Source organism: Vibrio sp. T20, assembly GCF_007858795.1.
GTDB classification, from domain to species: domain Bacteria; phylum Pseudomonadota; class Gammaproteobacteria; order Enterobacterales; family Vibrionaceae; genus Vibrio; species Vibrio satsumensis.
This window is the reverse complement of record NZ_VFEB01000138.1, coordinates 321,958-339,627: the sequence shown is the minus strand read 5'-3', so window position 1 is coordinate 339,627 and position 17,670 is coordinate 321,958. Positions and strand designations below refer to the sequence as shown.

At 43.3% G+C, this 17,670-nt stretch carries 18 protein-coding genes; 6 read left to right on the top strand and 12 right to left on the bottom strand.

What is annotated here, in order from left to right; genetic code table 11:
* The 4 genes from FTW16_RS17030 to rsuA all read right to left on the bottom strand — a co-directional run.
* Nucleotides 1–162: transposase (locus tag FTW16_RS17030; RefSeq protein ID WP_146491931.1), on the bottom strand; the 162-nt coding region annotated here is incomplete at its 3' end.
* A gap of 307 nt (nucleotides 163–469) precedes the next feature.
* Complete coding sequence (locus FTW16_RS17025) at nucleotides 470–1,129, bottom strand: DUF2913 family protein (RefSeq protein WP_010441495.1); 660 nt, start codon at nucleotides 1,127–1,129, stop codon at nucleotides 470–472.
* A complete protein-coding gene (locus FTW16_RS17020) occupies nucleotides 1,129–2,346 on the bottom strand; it encodes a Bcr/CflA family multidrug efflux MFS transporter (protein ID WP_146491930.1) in 1,218 nt (405 codons plus the stop codon). Before FTW16_RS17020 ends, FTW16_RS17025 begins: the two co-directional genes overlap by 1 nt.
* Nucleotides 2,347–2,538: 192 nt before the next feature.
* Nucleotides 2,539–3,234, bottom strand: a complete 696-nt coding sequence (rsuA, locus tag FTW16_RS17015) for a 16S rRNA pseudouridine(516) synthase RsuA (protein ID WP_017060380.1) — start codon at nucleotides 3,232–3,234, stop codon at nucleotides 2,539–2,541.
* Nucleotides 3,235–3,331: 97 nt separating this feature from the next.
* Here rsuA and FTW16_RS17010 point away from each other — a divergent pair, with 97 nt between their 5' ends.
* The 4 genes from FTW16_RS17010 to FTW16_RS16995 all read left to right on the top strand — a co-directional run bounded on the left by FTW16_RS17010 (nucleotide 3,332) and on the right by FTW16_RS16995 (nucleotide 7,853).
* The gene (locus FTW16_RS17010; RefSeq protein ID WP_146491929.1) at nucleotides 3,332–5,074 is read left to right on the top strand and encodes a DEAD/DEAH box helicase; all 1,743 of its coding nucleotides are present in this window, start codon (nucleotides 3,332–3,334) and stop codon (nucleotides 5,072–5,074) included.
* A 161-nt stretch (nucleotides 5,075–5,235) separates the two neighbouring features.
* On the top strand, nucleotides 5,236–5,634 hold the full coding sequence (locus FTW16_RS17005) for a PepSY domain-containing protein (RefSeq protein ID WP_017108242.1): 399 nt from the start codon (nucleotides 5,236–5,238) through the stop codon (nucleotides 5,632–5,634).
* 91 nt (nucleotides 5,635–5,725) lie between these two features.
* Nucleotides 5,726–6,385: a response regulator transcription factor gene (locus FTW16_RS17000; RefSeq protein WP_017060377.1), complete on the top strand. Its 660-nt coding sequence runs from the start codon at nucleotides 5,726–5,728 to the stop codon at nucleotides 6,383–6,385.
* Between the two features lie 121 nt (nucleotides 6,386–6,506).
* Nucleotides 6,507–7,853, top strand: coding sequence for an ATP-binding protein (locus FTW16_RS16995; RefSeq protein ID WP_123325945.1), 1,347 nt, complete (start codon nucleotides 6,507–6,509; stop codon nucleotides 7,851–7,853).
* Nucleotides 7,854–7,930: 77 nt separating this feature from the next.
* On the opposite strand, the gene FTW16_RS16990 is transcribed toward FTW16_RS16995, so the two are convergent.
* Entirely contained in the window at nucleotides 7,931–9,238 is a 1,308-nt protein-coding gene (locus FTW16_RS16990) for an LssY C-terminal domain-containing protein (RefSeq protein WP_146491928.1), read from the bottom strand.
* A gap of 14 nt (nucleotides 9,239–9,252) precedes the next feature.
* On the bottom strand, nucleotides 9,253–9,981 hold the full coding sequence (locus FTW16_RS16985) for a glycosyltransferase family 2 protein (RefSeq protein WP_146491927.1): 729 nt from the start codon (nucleotides 9,979–9,981) through the stop codon (nucleotides 9,253–9,255).
* A gap of 369 nt (nucleotides 9,982–10,350) precedes the next feature.
* Between FTW16_RS16985 and rplY the strand changes: the two genes are divergently transcribed.
* Nucleotides 10,351–10,629, top strand: a complete 279-nt coding sequence (gene rplY, locus FTW16_RS16980; RefSeq protein ID WP_010441516.1) for a 50S ribosomal protein L25 — start codon at nucleotides 10,351–10,353, stop codon at nucleotides 10,627–10,629.
* A gap of 1,186 nt (nucleotides 10,630–11,815) precedes the next feature.
* Here the strand turns inward: rplY and FTW16_RS16975 are convergent.
* The 3 genes from FTW16_RS16975 to FTW16_RS16965 form a co-directional block, all read right to left on the bottom strand.
* On the bottom strand, nucleotides 11,816–12,142 hold the full coding sequence (locus FTW16_RS16975) for a hypothetical protein (RefSeq protein WP_146491926.1): 327 nt from the start codon (nucleotides 12,140–12,142) through the stop codon (nucleotides 11,816–11,818).
* Between the two features lie 56 nt (nucleotides 12,143–12,198).
* The gene (locus FTW16_RS16970; protein WP_261383475.1) at nucleotides 12,199–12,876 is read right to left on the bottom strand and encodes a hypothetical protein; all 678 of its coding nucleotides are present in this window, start codon (nucleotides 12,874–12,876) and stop codon (nucleotides 12,199–12,201) included.
* Nucleotides 12,877–13,071: 195 nt separating this feature from the next.
* Nucleotides 13,072–13,977, bottom strand: a complete 906-nt coding sequence (locus FTW16_RS16965; protein WP_146491925.1) for a hypothetical protein — start codon at nucleotides 13,975–13,977, stop codon at nucleotides 13,072–13,074.
* Between the two features lie 90 nt (nucleotides 13,978–14,067).
* Here FTW16_RS16965 and FTW16_RS16960 point away from each other — a divergent pair, with 90 nt between their 5' ends.
* A complete protein-coding gene (locus tag FTW16_RS16960) occupies nucleotides 14,068–15,093 on the top strand; it encodes an IS110 family transposase (protein WP_146491924.1) in 1,026 nt (341 codons plus the stop codon).
* Nucleotides 15,094–15,490: 397 nt separating this feature from the next.
* Here FTW16_RS16960 and FTW16_RS16950 read toward each other — a convergent pair whose 3' ends face one another.
* From FTW16_RS16950 to FTW16_RS16935, 3 genes are all read right to left on the bottom strand, one after another.
* Nucleotides 15,491–16,036, bottom strand: coding sequence for a hypothetical protein (locus FTW16_RS16950; RefSeq protein ID WP_054541000.1), 546 nt, complete (start codon nucleotides 16,034–16,036; stop codon nucleotides 15,491–15,493).
* Nucleotides 16,037–16,286: 250 nt separating this feature from the next.
* Nucleotides 16,287–16,778: a papain-like cysteine protease family protein gene (locus tag FTW16_RS16940; protein ID WP_146491923.1), complete on the bottom strand. Its 492-nt coding sequence runs from the start codon at nucleotides 16,776–16,778 to the stop codon at nucleotides 16,287–16,289.
* A 183-nt stretch (nucleotides 16,779–16,961) separates the two neighbouring features.
* Nucleotides 16,962–17,588, bottom strand: coding sequence for a PEGA domain-containing protein (locus FTW16_RS16935; RefSeq protein WP_146491922.1), 627 nt, complete (start codon nucleotides 17,586–17,588; stop codon nucleotides 16,962–16,964).
* Nucleotides 17,589–17,670 lie beyond the last annotated feature (82 nt).

The window sequence follows — 17,670 nt, the reverse complement described above, 5'->3', positions numbered from 1 at the left end:
AGTCTTCTTCGACGTCATTTGGCATCTCCATTTAGAAAGTAGCACCGGCGATATTCCTAAGGATAGTGCTACTGACTTAACGGTGTCAGAAGAATCGAGAGATCGCTGAACAGCTTCTCGTTTAAATTCGTCTGTATATTGTCTTTGTGATTTTACTTTCATTACACTCAATGCTCTGTATTAAGTGTCTACTTTTATGGGGTCACATCAAAAAGCAGATACGGGATTCGAGTGTCGAGACGCGAATAGATTAAAACGGATGCGAGATTCGGGTAACGGGATGCGAAAAGACTAAAAGCGGATACGGGATTCGAGTGTCGAGATGCGAATAGATTAAAACGGATACGAGATTCGGGTAACGGGATGCGAAAAGACTTAACAGCAAATTAGCGACACGCGCTATGAGAGGCAAAAAAAGAGCGGATAATTCCGCTCTTCGTATCTCTCATCTCGTATCCCGAATCCGCTACTAGCCAATAACGCTAATTGGGATCTCAGCCAATTGGTTGCCTTGATTAGCAGGGTAAACGATGTATTCACCGTGATACTTCACTGCAGACTTATAGTCCGTTACTTTGTGAAGCATGAACCCCGCTTCCATCGCCGCTTGGATGAACTCAGCGTGGTTACCACGAACAAACCAGTTCATAGGCTTAACCATCAACTCACCGTCAAAAGAGTCGTCGCACTGTTTGCCACACAAGGCAAAAGAGTGCTCACCATCGGTGAAGAATTGGATCTTGCCGCCAGTCGTTAGCTCGTCTTCACTCGATACGCTCCACCCCATCTCGTACATTTTGTCCATGAACGCTTCAACATCACTGTCTTTTAGTGCTTTAGGCTCTTCGCCTTCAGGGAAAAAACGTCCGTAAAACGCAGAAATACGTTTAAAGGTAAAAGTTAAATCAGAGTTGTTGCCTTTTGAGCGCCCCTGTTTCTGCCAACGAACCAAGTCCGGCACAATCACACGATCATACGCTTGAGACTTAATCGCTTTTGTTACCCAGCGAACAAGGTAAAGGTTGTTCGCGATAGGCGCATCGATCGCTTTACCTGACTTATGTAGAGCATACAGTTCGCCTAACGCATCGTTCACTAACTTCTGAATTTCAATATAGTATTTTGACATTATGCCTTCTTTCCTAATGTCCAATATAGTAATGCTGACAGTATTGCACAAACTGCCATCACCATAGCCATTGGCCCTGCAGTGTCACTTGGTAGCATTGCAACAATTGCCCCTACCACAGAACCAGTACCAAATCTTAATGTGCCCGCAAGCGAAGACGCTGTGCCGGCCATATTCGGGTATCCGCTTAAAAGCAGTGCCATTGAGTTACTACCAATAGTAGACAGTGTGCCGATAAACAGCATCACAAACGGCACAATACCCCACAAACCGATATCCAGCATCCAACCGACGAGTAGGCCTAAGCCAGCAAATAGTTGAATGGTTAAGCCCACTCTAAGCATGGCATGAGAGCCCACTTTCTTAACGATTCGACCATTGATGCTCGTCATCAAGATCATCGCAACAATGTTCAGACCGAACAGGTAGCCAAACAGATCAGGGCGAACACCATAGATATCAATGTAAACGAATGAGCCAGCCGTTAAGAACGCAAACATGCCTGAAAAAGAGAATGCACCAGAGAAAATCAAGCCCATCGCCGTTGGGTTCTTACACAAACGCGCGTAATTACGAATCGTTGTTTTAAAGCGCAGTGGCTGTCGCTTTTCTGCGGGGAGCGTTTCAGGGATCTTCATCGATACCGCTAGAATTACGATCACAGAGAAGATAGCCAGCACCCAGAAAATAGAGCGCCAACCGAACCACAACGCTAAGTAGCCGCCAATCATCGGAGCGACCAATGGCGCTACCGTCATCACTAAGGTAACGAAAGACATGGTTCTCGCGAAATCTTCACGATCGAACATGTCTCTTACCACCGCTTGGATAATAACCGCTGCGGCAGCACCAGCAAAACCTTGAGCAGTACGGATGTAAGTCAGCGCTTCAATGCCGTGTGTTGTCGCACTCACCATAGACGCGATAGCAAACAAGAACACACCAATGAGCAATACAGGTTTGCGACCGTAGCTATCTGCCAACGGACCATGCAGCAACTGCCCCAGTGCGAAACCCGCGGTATACGCTGTTAGCGTAATTTGTACCTCACCCGCCGTCACACCAAGATCTTTGGCAATGGTAGGCATCGCAGGCAGATACATATCAATGGCGAGCGGAGTCAGTGCACCAATCGCACCTAGAATCAAAAACAGCACTAAGCCTAATTGAGGGGGTTCTGGTTGGGAGCTTGGGCTCTGTGGGGGCGATGTTTGCATAACTCTCCGGCTAAGTACTAGGTTTTATTTGTGCACGAGCATGCACGCAGCAATATACGAATACGCACAGTGATACACGAATATGCGCACACATACATGAACATATAGTAATAATGGCTGAAACTGTCCTAGTACCAGTCAAAATAATCAGCCGACGCTATCCTTGGTCGGCTACATCCACGATTGAAAGGATTACTTCCAGATAGAGTCGACTTCTTCTTGCGTTAGGTAGCGGTATTCACCTAGCTCTAAAGATTCGTCCATTTCAATTTCGCCAATACGTTCACGGTGCAGCGCTTCTACCTTATTACCAAGTGCAGCAAACATACGTTTAACTTGGTGGTATTTGCCTTCATGAATCGTTAGCAATACTTCGCGCTCTGCACGAACTTCTAGGTGTGCTGGAAGTGTTAGGCCATCTTCGCTCTTAAGCTGAATGCCTTCTTTAAATTTTTCAACGTAATCGTCTTCAACCGGTTCAACCAACCACACACGGTACGTCTTCTCGCACTTATGCTTTGGTGATGTGATACGGTGAGACCACTTACCATCATCAGTAATCAACACAAGACCCGTTGTATCAATATCTAGACGACCAGCGAAATGCAGCTTATCCATTTTGATTTCATCGAGTAATTCAAACGCGATACGATTTGCGCCATCTTCATGCGAACAAACAAAGCCTTCTGGCTTATAAAGCATGATGTAACGAGGGCCATGCACATTCAGTTCATTGCCTTGCCATTCGACAACACACTCTTCAGTTACCTTGAGTGAACCGCTTTTTTGAATGACATCATTAACTGTCACTGCCTTGGATTTTAATAAGTGTGTTGCTTCTCTTCGAGTGACGCCTAATGCATCGCACAGAAATTTATCTAAACGCATGAATACCTCAACTAATCTAAGTCGGGTATTATAGTCACCTTTGCTCAATTAGTTGAGCTATTTCACACTATTTGTTTTCCACCTTACAAGACGCGATATGTATACACTCCGCCCGTACCAAGCTGATTCCGTAAAATCAGTGATTCATTACTTCAGAAAACACCAAACTCCGGCTGTTCTTGTGCTTCCGACAGGTGCTGGAAAAAGCCTTGTAATTGCAGAACTGGCAAGGCTTGCGAAAGGTCGTGTACTGGTACTTGCTCACGTAAAAGAGCTGGTTGAGCAGAACCATGAAAAGTATGAAGGCTACGGGCTGAAGGGTTCGATCTTCTCTGCGGGTTTAGGACGTAAAGAGACCGACCAACAAGTCGTGTTTGCTTCGGTGCAATCCGTCGTTCGAAACCTCGACTCATTCTCTAACCAATTTTCACTATTGGTGATCGATGAGTGTCACCGTGTTCCCGATGAAAAGACCAGTAGCTATCAAAAAGTAATCACTCACTTGCGTGAGAATAACCCGGGCATCAAGGTGCTTGGATTAACCGCTACCCCTTATCGTCTTGGTATGGGGTGGCTTTACCAATACCACACACGTGGACAAGTTCGATCTGAAGAACCTCGCTTTTTCAGAGACTGTATTTTCGAACTTCCAATTCGCTACCTGCTCGACGAAGGCTTCTTAACCCCTGCACGTATGATCGATGCGCCAGTTTTAAGCTATGACTTTTCACAGTTAAAGCCAGCGAGCACTGGTCGCTATAAAGAAGCCGAACTCGACATGGTGATCGAGCAATCTAAACGCGCTACTCCACAAATTGTCGACCAAATCATTGAACTGGCCAAAGACAAACTCGGCATCATGGTATTTGCTGCGACGGTTCGACACGCACAAGAGATCCTTGGCTTATTGCCAGAAGGCGAATCATCAATTGTAATTGGTGACACGCCTACGCTAGAGCGCGATCAAATCATCAACGATTTCAAAGAACGTAAGATCAAATTCTTAGTCAACGTATCGGTATTAACCACAGGCTTTGACGCGCCGCATGTCGATTTAATAGCGATTCTACGCCCAACTGAATCCATCAGCTTGTACCAGCAAATCGTTGGTCGTGGCTTACGTTTGTCTCCTGGTAAAAAAGAGTGTTTAGTGCTCGACTATGCGGGCAACAGTTACGATCTATACCAACCTGAAGTGGGTGACCCAAAACCCGATTCTGACAGTGAGATCATCACCATTCCCTGCCCTGCTTGCGGCTTCAATAATAACTTTTGGGGTAAATTAGACAGCAACGGCTTCTTACTTGAACACTTTGGTCGTAAATGCCAAGGCTACTTTACCGACGAAGACACAGGGGAACGCGAGCACTGTAACTATCGTTTTCGCGCAAAGTATTGCGGTGAATGTGGGGCCGATAACGACATTGCCGCGCGTATTTGTCATGAGTGCGATGCAACCTTAGTCGACCCAGACAAAAAACTTAAAGAGGCACTGAACCTAAAAGATGCTTTGGTATTCGAGTGCTTAGAAATGGACCTCAACGTGCTTAAAGATGATAAAGGTAAATCACAACTTAAAGTCACCTATCGCGGTGAAAACCAAGCGCAAGTGCATGAGTTTTGGTCATTAACCACCAAAAAGCAGAAGCAGAACTTCAAAGACCAGTTTGTTCGCCCTCACCTTGCAGACAGACACCGCCCTTTTGAAGAAGCGTCACCAACGAAAGTGGTTGCTCACCAACACAGATTCCGGCCACCTCAATTCGTCATCGCACGTAAAGTCGGACGCTTTTGGAAAATGAGAGACAAGATATTCGAAGACGAGCTTCAACAACGCTAGATATTATGTTCTTAACACTCAATGGTTAGTCTGCTGTTATCAAGCCTTTAACCAATAAGTTTGAAGTTTTTAGGTTCAAATTCTCATTATTAATCAGGTTCACTTTCTGTTCAGAATTACTTTTTTATACTGAACGCTATCAACCTTCTCTAGGATTCGCTATGTTTAGTAAAGCTATGATTTCTTTGTTTTCTATAAGCTTAGGCTTATTTGTTTCTGCTGGCGCATGGGCTGACTCACATCATAATGGTCACGACCTAGTACAAGACGTTCACAAAGCAGGAACTCGTATCGAATTTGAAGAAGATCAAGACGAAGTCTATGAAGCGGTTCGAGAAGGTTATATCCGCCCTTTCTCAGAAATGTATGCAGCGGTTGAAAACGATCTTCATGGTCGAATTATTAAAGTAGAGCTAGAAGAAGATGACGACATTTGGGTGTATGAACTAAAAATCAATTACCAAAACAACATCATCAAAGTCGAATACAACGCTGAGACGTTAGAAATGCTCATGATTAAAGGACGAAACTTTAAAGACGCAATTAAACACGGTGAATAAGTAAGAGCCGCAACTTTAAAGACACCATTAATCACGACGAGCAATTAAGCACAACGAACAGTCATTACAAGAATTAAGAAGAAGAACAATTATGAAAATTTTAGTCGTTGAAGACGAGCCTCGTTTGGGCCAACAAATTATTGAAACACTTGAGGGAGCCGACTGGGTTCCAGAGCTTTCTCAAGATGGTATTGATGCACTCTACCGTGCAACATCAGAAGAGTGGGACGCGATTGTTCTCGATTTAGGTTTACCTAAGCTTGATGGCCTTACCGTATTAAAAGGCATTCGAGACGAAAACATTAACACACCAGTAATTATCTTAAGCGCTCGTGACACCCTAACTCAGCGTGTTGAGGGCTTGAATGCAGGTGCAGATGATTACCTAACTAAGCCATTCGAAATGGTTGAACTTATCGCCCGCATTCGTGCTCAACTACGCCGAGCGTCAGGCAGTGCGGCACCGATACTTCAAATTGGTGATTTAAGCCTAGATACACGCAGTTCTAAAGTGTTATGGCAAGGCCAAGCCGTCAGCTTGACAGCATTGGAGTACAAAGTTGTTGCTTACTTCATGCATAACCAAAACAAGGTTATCTCGCGCACTGAGTTGGTTGAGCACATCTACAAACAAGACTTCGACCGCGATTCAAACACCGTGGAAGTGTTTATCGGGCGTATTCGTAAGAAAATCGCACCTAAGATCATCAAAACCGTTCGTGGCCTTGGCTACCAACTGAATGCTGAATAATGCTGTATTTAATTAAGCTAAGAGCAGTCGTCAATTTAAGCACAACCATCAATTAAGTGGACAGCCTGTGCTGACCATCGTTGTTCTCATAGCAAGATGAGCAAAGACAGGCTGATAACGTATGAATCTAAAAAAACGAACACTTAAAAACGTCAGTCTAAAAAGCCGCTTGCTCCTCGCCGCGGCTTTTTGGCTAGGTGCGATGATATTAGCGGCAGGCGTTGGAATACCTAAGTTGGTTAACGATTACTTGGTCGATGACGTCAAGCAACAGCTCAGCCTAACCATGGACGAGTTAACCGCCAACATAGAAACCAACGACAATGGTAACCTCATCATGGCAGAGCGTCTGTCTGACCCTAGGTTTAACCAACCCTACAGTGGTATTTATTGGCGAGCTGCTACCCAAGACCAGATTATTCGAGCTCGATCTCTATGGGACAAAGACCTCACCATCAAGCGTTCTCCTATCCACACATCGGTCAAAGGGCCACAAGATGAGAAGCTGATTTACATTGAGCAAGACATCTACTTACCTGAACTAAATGAGCCCGTTACCATCACCATAGGTATTGATGAAGACCCACTAGAATCCACATTGACCGAGCTTACTAGTCAAGTATGGTTGATTCTGATGTTGTTGTTTGTGGGTGTACTACTGCTCATCGGCATTCAAGTCAGTTGGTCACTATTGCCACTCAGTAAGATGCAACGTGAACTGGTGATGTTAAGAAACGGCGAGCAACAAGGTTTAAGCGACAACTACCCGAAAGAGGTTTCTCCATTAGTTTCTGACCTCAATGCCCTACTCTTCCACTATCAAGAGTTATTGGAGCGAGCGAGAAACCATGCAGGAAATCTATCTCACGCGTTGAAAACGCCACTGTCGGTTCTGAAAAATGAGATAGAGCGACTGCCCGAGGATGACAAAGCACTGCTGCAACAGCCCATTCATCAGATTCAAAGCCAAATAGATTATCACCTTGGCCGAGCGCGTATGGCCGGTGCAATGAACATTCTTTCAGTGAAGTCTTCACCTTGCGAGCGTGTCGAAGCGATCTCAATGGCGTTTGATAAAGTGTATGCCGCCAATGAAGTCACCATGATTAACGAGCTAGACTCTGAGATTGAAGTGGCGGTAGAAAAAACCGATCTTGATGAAATGGTCGGTAACCTACTCGAGAACAGTTACAAGTGGGCGAGCAGCATTATTCGAGTCCATGCAAATGAACTCGACGATGGCAACATAGAATTGGTGATTGAAGATGATGGCCAAGGCATTCCTGAAGAGAAACTTGAGCAAGTGACCAAACGTGGCGTTCGACTCGATGAAACCACACCAGGAACAGGCTTGGGGCTTAACATCGTAAATGAAATGGCGCACAGTTACCGAGGCAGCTTAACGCTCGGCAAGAGCTCAATGGGCGGATTAAAAGCCTCTCTGGTACTTAAAATAAGTAAAGGCTGAACAAGCTAAGTAAAAGTTAAACACAATAAGCCCTAACGTAATGCTAGGGCTTAGTTCTATCGACCTTATATACAACTCTATATATCGTTCACAGCGACATCCCAAGCTTGGGAATCATCACTCAGGGTCGTTGCTCCAATCATTAAAATTCTACCATCAGTATAATAATCATGATCTTCATCGATCACTTCCACAGTTGCCAATGGATACTTATCTAACTCAATATCAGGCAGTAACGTACGAATCTGATTAGCGAGCCTATCTCGCTCTTCATCAACATTAGGGTCAATGTTGTGAAGTATGGTCACAATACCTGAATAAGGAGTGACTTTAAGGCCATCATCATAGCTGATTGCGCCTAACCATTGAGGCTGATTAGTTTGAATATCAACACCAGCACGCCACCAGCGAATATGGCTGCGCTTCATCAGGTTACCCGGCAATTGAAACGCCATATCTTGCGGCTTGTCTCGCCAATATAAATCGGACACTGGCGGCGTTTTGTCTCTGAGCAATGCGAGATAACCAGCCCATTCAATCTCATTTCTAGAAAAGGTTTGATTCTCTATCCAGCCTAATTGCTGCATTAAATCTCTTGGGGTTGAGCCCACATAAATCACGTTGATCGCTTGTGCTGAATAGAATGACGATTTCCCTGGGAATGCTTTATAGGAAACCGAGTTCCAATCTACTTTACTAATTTGAGCCGTACCTTGTTGATTCTGAAAATCATCGGCCTTCCAGAAAAAGTGTGCGTAGTTTGCAAACAACACCCACGCCAACAACAGCGCACTCGACTTAAGAACCAAGCGTCGCCACTTCATTCGGTAACCGATAATGGTGAAGACCAATACCGCGAACACACCCACGATCAAGCTATTATGCTCAGAGATAAATATCTTAAGGCTATTAAGCCACGGAAAGCTTTCAACGCCATGCGCCAGCAACATGCCCCAAACAATGAACTGTCCACCACCAAGAACCAAACCAGTAAAGGCCAACACACTGAAATTGCGCCACGGTACACGATGCGAGCCAGCAATAAATGGTACAACCCAAGCAATAGGTCCTAACAAACGAGCAAAAAGAATGATATATGTGCCTTTGCGAGCAATCAGATAGCGGCAGCGCGCAATTAATCTTTTGGTTTTAGGGCGAAACTTAATGAGCCTTCGTTGCGCCTTAGCACCGTATTTATAACCTATAAAATAACTGAGTTGATCACCAAGCAAGCCACCTAGCATCACTAAAACTAACGCCATCCATGCACCTGAATACAGTTGAAAGCCCGCTGCGATAAAAAAAGGCTCTCCCGGTACAAATAGGTTTGGGCCTATGAGAGCATCACCCAATGCTCCCAAAAACAGCCCTAGTCCATCAAACATAACAACCTCAAAGCTTACTGTTCTTTATAGTGACCAAACTTGTAATTCATCTCATTGTTACGCATTTCTCCTTTAAAGAAGCGTCTGACATTGGCTTTAAGGTAAGTTGAGCCTGTCTTCACAACGCCATCTTGATCTAATCGACGTGGGTCAAACCCAAAGGTCAGATTTAGAAACCTAAAGCGCCATGTCTTGCTTGCACGTTTAACGTAGTCACAATCTTCACACAGTACGATCTCTTCATCGAAACCACCGATTTCTTCATGTGCTCGTTTCGTCGAGAAAATACACGCGCCAATCGCCGTAGGAAAAAAGAACTGGGTAGTAAACAGGCCTGCGTTAAATAGCCCATAACCAAACTTGTGCACAAGCGGCAAACCTTTCGAACTCATGTACACACCTGCGACCTCAAGCTTGTTCTCTTCTAGTTCATAAAGCGCTTTTGCAAGGAAGTTTCGAGGCAAGCTCACATCGGCATCTAAAAAAAGGATTCTGTTGTACTGAGCCAAAGAAGCCCCAGTATTTCTGCCAAGGCTCACACCACGATTTTCCATATGATGAACAGTTAATTTTGGCAACGCGCTTTCATAAGCTTGTGCCACTCCTCTTGTGTTGTCTTCACTGTTCGAGTCGACAACAATCACTTCAAACTCTTGGTGGGTTTGCACGCTCAACTCTTCCATTAAGCGGCTAATACGTTTCTCTTCGTTTAGTGTAATAACGACAATGCTGACCGGTTCCATATTTTCACCTATTCATTCTGCTGTTTAATTAACACTAAGATTAACTAACCAAGCCTTAACCAAGCCTTAGCTAAGCATTCATTTTCCGTTCATTAACTTGATGATTTAGCAGCGATATAAATAGATAAGAATGGCGATGTAATAGGGGCTAAAATGGGCTCAACAAGCATTAGCGAACGTTTTATCTCCAAACGAACCCGTTATTGAAGGAAATTCACTTTGAGGTGGGCTTCTGACTTGCTCATATTGGAATGTGATGTTAGTATCCGCGCTCGCTTAAGCATGAACTCGTTTATGCCTAGGCATTACCACATACTCAAGGTCGCATTGAGGTGTGAAGTTAATTTTTACTAATTTGAGAGTAAAACTATGAAATTTGAAGCAGTAGTACGTACTGAACTAGGTAAAGGTGCGAGCCGCCGCCTACGTCACGCTGGTAAATTCCCAGCTGTAATCTACGGTGGCGAAGCAGCAGCTGTAGCTATCGAACTTGTTCACGCTGACGTGATCAACCAAATGGATAAGCCTGAATTCTACGAAGCAATCACTCTACTGATTGACGGCGCAGAAGTTAAGGTTAAGCCGCAAGACGTTCAACGTCACGCGTTCAAGCCAAAAGTTGAGCACATGGACTTCATCCGTATCTAATTCCCTACCAAGGAATAAGATTGGATTAATCCAAGCCTTCTGCATAGAAAAGATAATCGATCTTACCAGTCGAGAAATCTAGAAATTCGAAACCCCGATGCTACCAACATCGGGGTTTCACCGTTTTTGAGCCCTCAAAAACGTCGTAAATCTCGCGCAATACACTGAAAATAATCAACTTTCCCCTTCCCCACTTTATCCCAATCTTGCTTGGGTGGATTAAGGGTGGACGAAAGGTGGACTTATACAGTAGTTTTTCTAACAGTAAGACTAGACCGCTTTTTCGCTAGGTTCAACACACTACTCAAACAAAAAGACAAAACCGACTAGCATCTAGAATGTTACTTGTATGGCCTTGTACGCACTTCTAAACGAATAGAGTAATCAAGAATAAGAACTATTCCTTTGGCATAACTCGCTAGCGCTGAGAGCCGCCTACTTACATTCATGTATATTGGATTGGGCTTTACCACCACGTAATACACTCCAGGCTAATCAAACAACACTGAAACGCGATCAAGAAAACACTTCTAGCCTTTCGTTCATTCTTAACACCACCTTCCAGTCTAATCCTTCAATTCTCATTTAATGACATAACATGCCTGAACTACCCACCAGCAAGTAAACCTAATAGTCCAGTATTGAGAACTTTAAAGGCCTATAGGCACTCACAGATCCGCACAGTCACTTTTCAAAACATAACACTCGACTTCCCTGACCAAAAATCATGGATTCGGAATCCGAATAATCGCTAGAACGTCTATGCAAACCAAAAATATTGAAGAATTTGGGTCCAAGAATTTGAGATGGTGGGGCTCTGGTCGCATCACAAGCATAAACCTCCCGCAACCCCCACCCTAGCGCACTCTAGGTGACACTTTCAGTTCACCTAGAGCGCACGGATTTAAAGGGCTAACGAGAGATTTTATTGACCAAGTAATGTTGACACTTTTTTGGAAGAAATCTCAATCCAGATTCTAGTGCTAATTCTTAAAAATCAACGGCGTTTTGAAGGAGAAAAAAACGAGTAACTCTACGATTTTCAATACAACTCGTATAATAAAACTCGTATAAGTGAGGTTGCCGAGGCAAAATTGTAGCGGATATCCGAGTTCGCGAATAAAAAGGAGGAATATTGAGATGGTTTCAGCTATGAAAAAGAAGCGGCCTGATTAGCCAACTTTCCTTAGGCTCTTCTTTCTAGAATACTCGTAATGTCTTTTTTGAGTTCCTCAGAAAGGCGTTCAAATTTTTCTGGTGCAACCAAACCTTCCTCACACATTTGCATGAGCTGGATAAATGCACGGCTTCGAGAATGGCCGTCAAAAATAAGCTTCATTTGCTTCTGAGATTCTTTGGAGTGCTGACACATAAAGTTGAACCTTTCCCCTACAGGTTCTGATTCATCAGTAATCGTTTTGATTGCTTCATCTAGCTGTCGAGTACAAAACCGTTGCGCAGCTACACTCTTTATTTCGCAAAAGATTTTCCAATCAGACTCTTTGATATTCATACCGACCTCCATAAAGTGTTATTTTTTAGGGTAGGACATGGCGCCTTAGACACTTGTTATACCGCTGAGTTCTCAGTAACAAAACCTTCCGATTCAAGATCCAACTTTTCACCACAATGCTGACAATGAGCGAATAAAGGAACTGCTTGTTTCATTGTGATATGAGCAATATCGGTTTTATCGCATTTACCACAAGTAAACTTATGAGTTGATACCTTTGGTAGAGCTGGCAAGTTTCGTAGTGCTCTGTATGCGGAATACGCTAGTTCTTCAAAATCCTCTAATTCATGATTAGTTAGTGAAAAGCCTTCTTCGTGAACAAGCTTATTCCTTATCGTAGCAACGGCTCTCAATTCTTTGACGAGCTTAGTCGGTAATATGCTAGAAACTGAAGATGTTTTCTCATGTAAACCTTTTCCTGTAGCCCCTATTTTTGCCAAGCGCCCTTCAAGGTCTTTGCTGTTCTCAATAACAATTTCGTAAGAGCTTTTCTTATGCTGAACAAGTTCAGTGCTACGCGCGAACGATAGTGAACTCGATGCTTTAGTATCTGAACTTGATTTGGAGAAGAAATTATACGTGTTCGTTGCTAGCTTAACTTTGTAAAAAATTAAGCCTGCCCCCACCGACACTCCAATGCCCATGAGTGGGTTAACTGAAAACAATATTAGAAGGATGAAACCAAAGATTACTATTAGAGAAACATGTACTAACTTTTGGATTAGATCTAACACCTAAAAGTCCTTATGTAGAGAATACAACAAGTTGAATATCTTACACTTCCTTTTATACGTCTTCACTTAGATTTTTTAAATACTGTGCAGTAGCCCAACAAGGGGTATAACGCCGCACTAAGGTGTGAGCGGCGCTTGGCTATGCTTGAGCGAAGCGAAACTGCCAAGCGTTGCGAATCACTATTAAATGCTTTGTTAGCTCTCATTTTCTTTTTGAGCCGCAGCTTTTCTTCTTTTTAGCTCCTCTTGGAGCCACTTATCATTATCAATAGCAGAAGCTATAAACTTCATTTTTACGTTTGCAGCAAGAATATCATTCTTGTTTTCAAAAAAATCATTATCACCTTGAAACTCTAATGTCGGAGCTTGGAAGGAACGTCCCTCAGCAAACATAAATGGAAGCCTCTTTTCTTTATACTCAAAGTTGTTGCTTTTTTGCCTCAATTCAGGAAGAGAGTTGATTTTCTCCGCCATGTCCTTTGTTACTGGCAAGCCAAGAGCACCTCTAAACTGTAAGTTCAAATATTGCTCAATTCCATTTATCACAGGTTTTTTATACCAACCGATAGAATAAAACATCCGATTTTCATTTCTGACCAATCTCTCTATTTCAGACTCAAGAGCCTTATTTACAAAATCAAAATGTTCCGACGGGACGTCTTCTACTAACAACAGTTCTTTAGCTCTTTTTTCAACCTGATTTGCAGTCTTGTACTGTAGATCCAGCTCTGAATAAACTCCCCAAAACCAATCGAAATGATTTTTAGCTATTTCAATCTGTCCGGTAGTACCGTAACGCTCCAATTCATCAATATAATCTGAGTGGTCTTTTAATGACTTTCGCAGGTTTTCGTGTTTTTCAGATAACTCAGAAGGAGTTAACCCATAACCTTCACCGTATAAGGCATAGAGTTCTGAATATGCATTATTGAGAGCAACCATTGATGCTGCACCTTCATCATAGAGTTTTTTATGTAGGTTGAAAGCAAATTTCTCTTTTTCACCCTCTGCCTCAAAGTATCCCTTAGCGACAAATCCTGAAGAGGCAAGAATAGCACCCACTAGCGCCATTATTAGGTTATTCTTTAAATCCAAGTTCATAACTTTCCTTTGAGAGCTAACGAATGACATAGATTCCCCCTACCGAGGATCTGCCACACTTATGTGGTACTTAAATGCATCGGAGGCACCATGTCTGATTATTCTTATTTCTGCGGTATCGACCTAGCTAAAAACCACTTCAGTCTTCATGCCGTAGACCAAAATGGTAAGGTCATACTTCATAAGTCAGTAACCCGCTCTAAACTACTGACTACAATAGCAAATATGCCACTCATGAGTATAGGCGTCGAAGCGTGTGGTGGTGCACATTATTGGGCAAGAACACTCAATAAACTGGGGCATGACGCCCGTATCATGGCCGTTAAATACGTGGTTCCTTATCGAACTAAAGGGAAGAACGACCTTAATGATGCAGTCGCTATCTGCGAAGCTGTTCAGCGTCCATCAACTCGCTTTGTACCCGTAAAATCCCCCGAGCAACAAGCCATCCTATCGGTACATAGAATGAGAGAGCATTGGGTTCGTGAACGCACCGCGCTTATGAATCGCATGCGTGCCCTGCTTTCTGAATTCGGATTAATCATTCCTGTTGGTCGCTCTTCATTGTTGAAACACGTTCCCTTAATGCTCGAAGATGCAGAAAATGAACTGCCACACCTCGCAAGAACAGTCATTGCCGATGCTTATCACCACCTTGGTGAGTTGAATCAACGTATCGCCGATACAGAACAAGTCTTTGACTCTTTTGCTAAGGTCAGCGCTAATGTTCAACGAGTGATGAAGGTTCGTGGCATTGGACCGCAAACCGCTACTGCGATACTTGCGTCGATAGGCAATGGTTCTCAATTTGATAAAAGCCGTGATTTCTCAGCTTGGCTAGGACTAGTACCAAAACAATATTCGACGGGAGGAAAGCCTCGCTTAGGTCGGATAACCAAACACGGCGACAAATACTTACGAACACTATTAGTTCACGGAGCAAGGACCGTGATTGCCAACCTTGGCGACAAGCAAGATAAATTAAGTCAGTGGTGTCGGGGCGTTCTAGAGCGGAGAGGAATGAACCGAGCAATAGTGGCACTTGCTGCGAAGAACGCACGAATTATATGGTCGCTTTTACACAATCAAACAGAATATGAAAACTATGCTGCTTAAGTAAAAACCTAAGCAGCATAAAGAGTTAAACCCACCGGGTCATTGCAGACGCTAATGATGGAGATAGGTTAAGACCACTTGCGGAGAGCCTGTTAATGCGGCGGACACACTAGATGTCATCTAACGAATTAGGCACCGCAGTCGCGCAAGTCATCAGGGCCACGACGTATGCGAATCGTCGATAAGTAGGCCGAATGTAGAGCGGCAGTCCAAAACCCATCAACATAAGTTTAGCGGATGTTTGACAACCTGGGGGGAATCCATGTAGCCCTGTTAAGATGTCAGCAACGTAATACCGAAGCTCCCGCATACCACCTTAGACACAAAACTCAACTCACAGCACAAATGCCACGCGTTACGAACCCCTCTTGAACAGTTTGTTAAACGAATAACAACGCTAATGTGAGAGCAACCAAAACATGATACTAACGAACAAACCTGCTCCCAATCCATAAGACCATGAACTCACCAAACGAGAGACAGGAATATGTATAGTTGGCGTATTCACATCAGTAGCTTCTATTAACTCTGGAGAATCGTTTTCCGGTTTCATATTTAAACAACTTAGTGAAATAAATATGGCGATAGAAGAAAGCACCCAACATAGAAACAAAACATTTCCATTAACATTGCTCTCACCGTGCTTACTAAAGTTCTCTAAGCTATGTAAGAACGAATTAGTGGAAGTCGAGTGAAACACAGCAAGTTCAACTAGCGGAGCAAAAAACACCATAGCTAGAAGTGAAAATACTACTGAAAAAGCAAGACGCTGCTCTCTACGTACAACAGACTGCCAAGAATAAACTAAAACAATCACCATTAATGAAAGTCCTATGGCGGAACTTACAAAAGAAAACTTACCACTACCAGCTAGAATAGAAACACTGCCGGCGACAGAAGCAGCAGCCAATGCTGCAATATCATTATTGTTATGAGTAGACATCTTTATATCGAAAAAACAAAAGGTGCGGAATTTTAACGAAGAAATTATAAATATCCAGAACTTTGTCTTGCTGTCACACGAAGTACTATCCCCTACCTTATTCGTTTAACACCGCACTAAGGTGTGAGCACCGTAATACCGATGCCGACGTGTACCACCTTAAACACCAAACGCAACGCAACGCAACGCAACGCATAGCAAAAATGCCAAGCGTTACGAATTACTCTTAACCAGATTTTTATATGCTTGTTTACATCGGTGCTCCAACAACCACGGACCCGCCCCAGCGCCATTGATGGTAGATCTGATTCAACGAATTAACGTATGTTTGTCCCGTCCAAGGGTCTGAAACTATAACTCCCCCTTGGTTGTTTATCCCCTGAAGAACAATGAAATGCCCTACGGCGCCACTACTAGGCCTCACAAATGCGATAAGTTTCCAACCACCAGCTAGAGTTTGGTACAGCTCACTAGGTGAAGCAGGTCTGTTAACTGCCCAAGCTCTAAAGTGGTAGTAGTTTAATAACCCAACAACTTCATTTACATGAGCCGGCCTATTTCTCGGCCAGCCATCCAATACTGTGGCAATTTGTTGTTGAGTTTGATTTACACCCGCTTGCCTTAAAACGTCTTGGATTGAAGCAGCCCAACACCAGTTCTGCTCTAGTTGACGCTCTATAGAGTAGGACGAAAATGAAGCGAGAATTAATAAAGTGAAAATTACTTTCTTAGCGATATTCATATGTTTCTCTCCTAGCCTGACGAAACATATGAATTATAGAAGGCTACACAAGTGCTGGTTGCAGATAACACCAAATTAAGTAGTGAGCTACGCCACCACGAAACCTAACTATGCCACTGTAAACACAAAACCCAACGATGGAATGAAAGATGCTAAGCGTTGGGAATCTGTCTTAAACGTTTGTTATGCTGAAGCTGATTTAGAGCTACTTCTGAAACTGCTTAGGAATGTCCCTACCATTGCTACAATTACGGAAATTAATATACCGAAATAGACCTTAAAATTATCATCAATTTTCGATGACATGTCTTTAAGATCATTATTTAGTCTATCGATCTGCTTCTCTTGTGATGCAACTTTGTTTAACAAAGCGTTTAACGTTAACTGTTCCTCAGAGCCAATTGATAGTAGGTCTTTAATCTTGCTCATTTCGCCCCTCAACTCTATTAGCTCAGCCTGTTCGCTTATAATTGCTTCAGGCTTTGTTTCATCACTTTCTTTTAATTTCATCGGAACTAAGTGCACGTTGATTGAGTTAAATCGCTTCTTTCTAACAATTTCACTGAAACTCTCCGTTGAATAAAACCCATCTTTCTCAGCTGTTAATTTATAAATGCCGGGGTTTAATTTAATTTCAAATGGAGTGACTCCAACTGGCTTATCATTAATCGTAATCAATGCTCCTGATGGTGAAGAGCCGACCTGAACTACTTTTTTCGATAACCCCCGATAATTATCTGCGACCCCTAAAAGCACAATAGCTGTAAGCAACCCTAACACTACTATTAACTGACTGATTTTATGAAACATTAATTATATACTCTCAAACAAAAGCTTATGGCACTCTGAAACATAACGCCGCGTTAAGTGGTGAGCAACGCCAATCACCCAG

Coding starts and splice junctions, on each gene's coding strand:
- rsuA (WP_017060380.1), bottom strand. CDS start 3,234: ATGCGTTTAGATAAATTTCTGTGCGATGCATTAGGCGTCACTCGAAGA.
- FTW16_RS16975 (WP_146491926.1), bottom strand. CDS start 12,142: ATGAATATCAAAGAGTCTGATTGGAAAATCTTTTGCGAAATAAAGAGT.
- FTW16_RS17025 (WP_010441495.1), bottom strand. CDS start 1,129: ATGTCAAAATACTATATTGAAATTCAGAAGTTAGTGAACGATGCGTTA.
- FTW16_RS17005 (WP_017108242.1), top strand. CDS start 5,236: ATGTTTAGTAAAGCTATGATTTCTTTGTTTTCTATAAGCTTAGGCTTA.
- rplY (WP_010441516.1), top strand. CDS start 10,351: ATGAAATTTGAAGCAGTAGTACGTACTGAACTAGGTAAAGGTGCGAGC.
- FTW16_RS16965 (WP_146491925.1), bottom strand. CDS start 13,977: ATGAACTTGGATTTAAAGAATAACCTAATAATGGCGCTAGTGGGTGCT.
- FTW16_RS17010 (WP_146491929.1), top strand. CDS start 3,332: ATGTATACACTCCGCCCGTACCAAGCTGATTCCGTAAAATCAGTGATT.
- FTW16_RS16940 (WP_146491923.1), bottom strand. CDS start 16,778: ATGAATATCGCTAAGAAAGTAATTTTCACTTTATTAATTCTCGCTTCA.
- FTW16_RS16990 (WP_146491928.1), bottom strand. CDS start 9,238: ATGTTTGATGGACTAGGGCTGTTTTTGGGAGCATTGGGTGATGCTCTC.
- FTW16_RS16950 (WP_054541000.1), bottom strand. CDS start 16,036: ATGTCTACTCATAACAATAATGATATTGCAGCATTGGCTGCTGCTTCT.
- FTW16_RS17020 (WP_146491930.1), bottom strand. CDS start 2,346: ATGCAAACATCGCCCCCACAGAGCCCAAGCTCCCAACCAGAACCCCCT.
- FTW16_RS17000 (WP_017060377.1), top strand. CDS start 5,726: ATGAAAATTTTAGTCGTTGAAGACGAGCCTCGTTTGGGCCAACAAATT.
- FTW16_RS16960 (WP_146491924.1), top strand. CDS start 14,068: ATGTCTGATTATTCTTATTTCTGCGGTATCGACCTAGCTAAAAACCAC.
- FTW16_RS16985 (WP_146491927.1), bottom strand. CDS start 9,981: ATGGAACCGGTCAGCATTGTCGTTATTACACTAAACGAAGAGAAACGT.
- FTW16_RS16935 (WP_146491922.1), bottom strand. CDS start 17,588: ATGTTTCATAAAATCAGTCAGTTAATAGTAGTGTTAGGGTTGCTTACA.
- FTW16_RS16995 (WP_123325945.1), top strand. CDS start 6,507: ATGAATCTAAAAAAACGAACACTTAAAAACGTCAGTCTAAAAAGCCGC.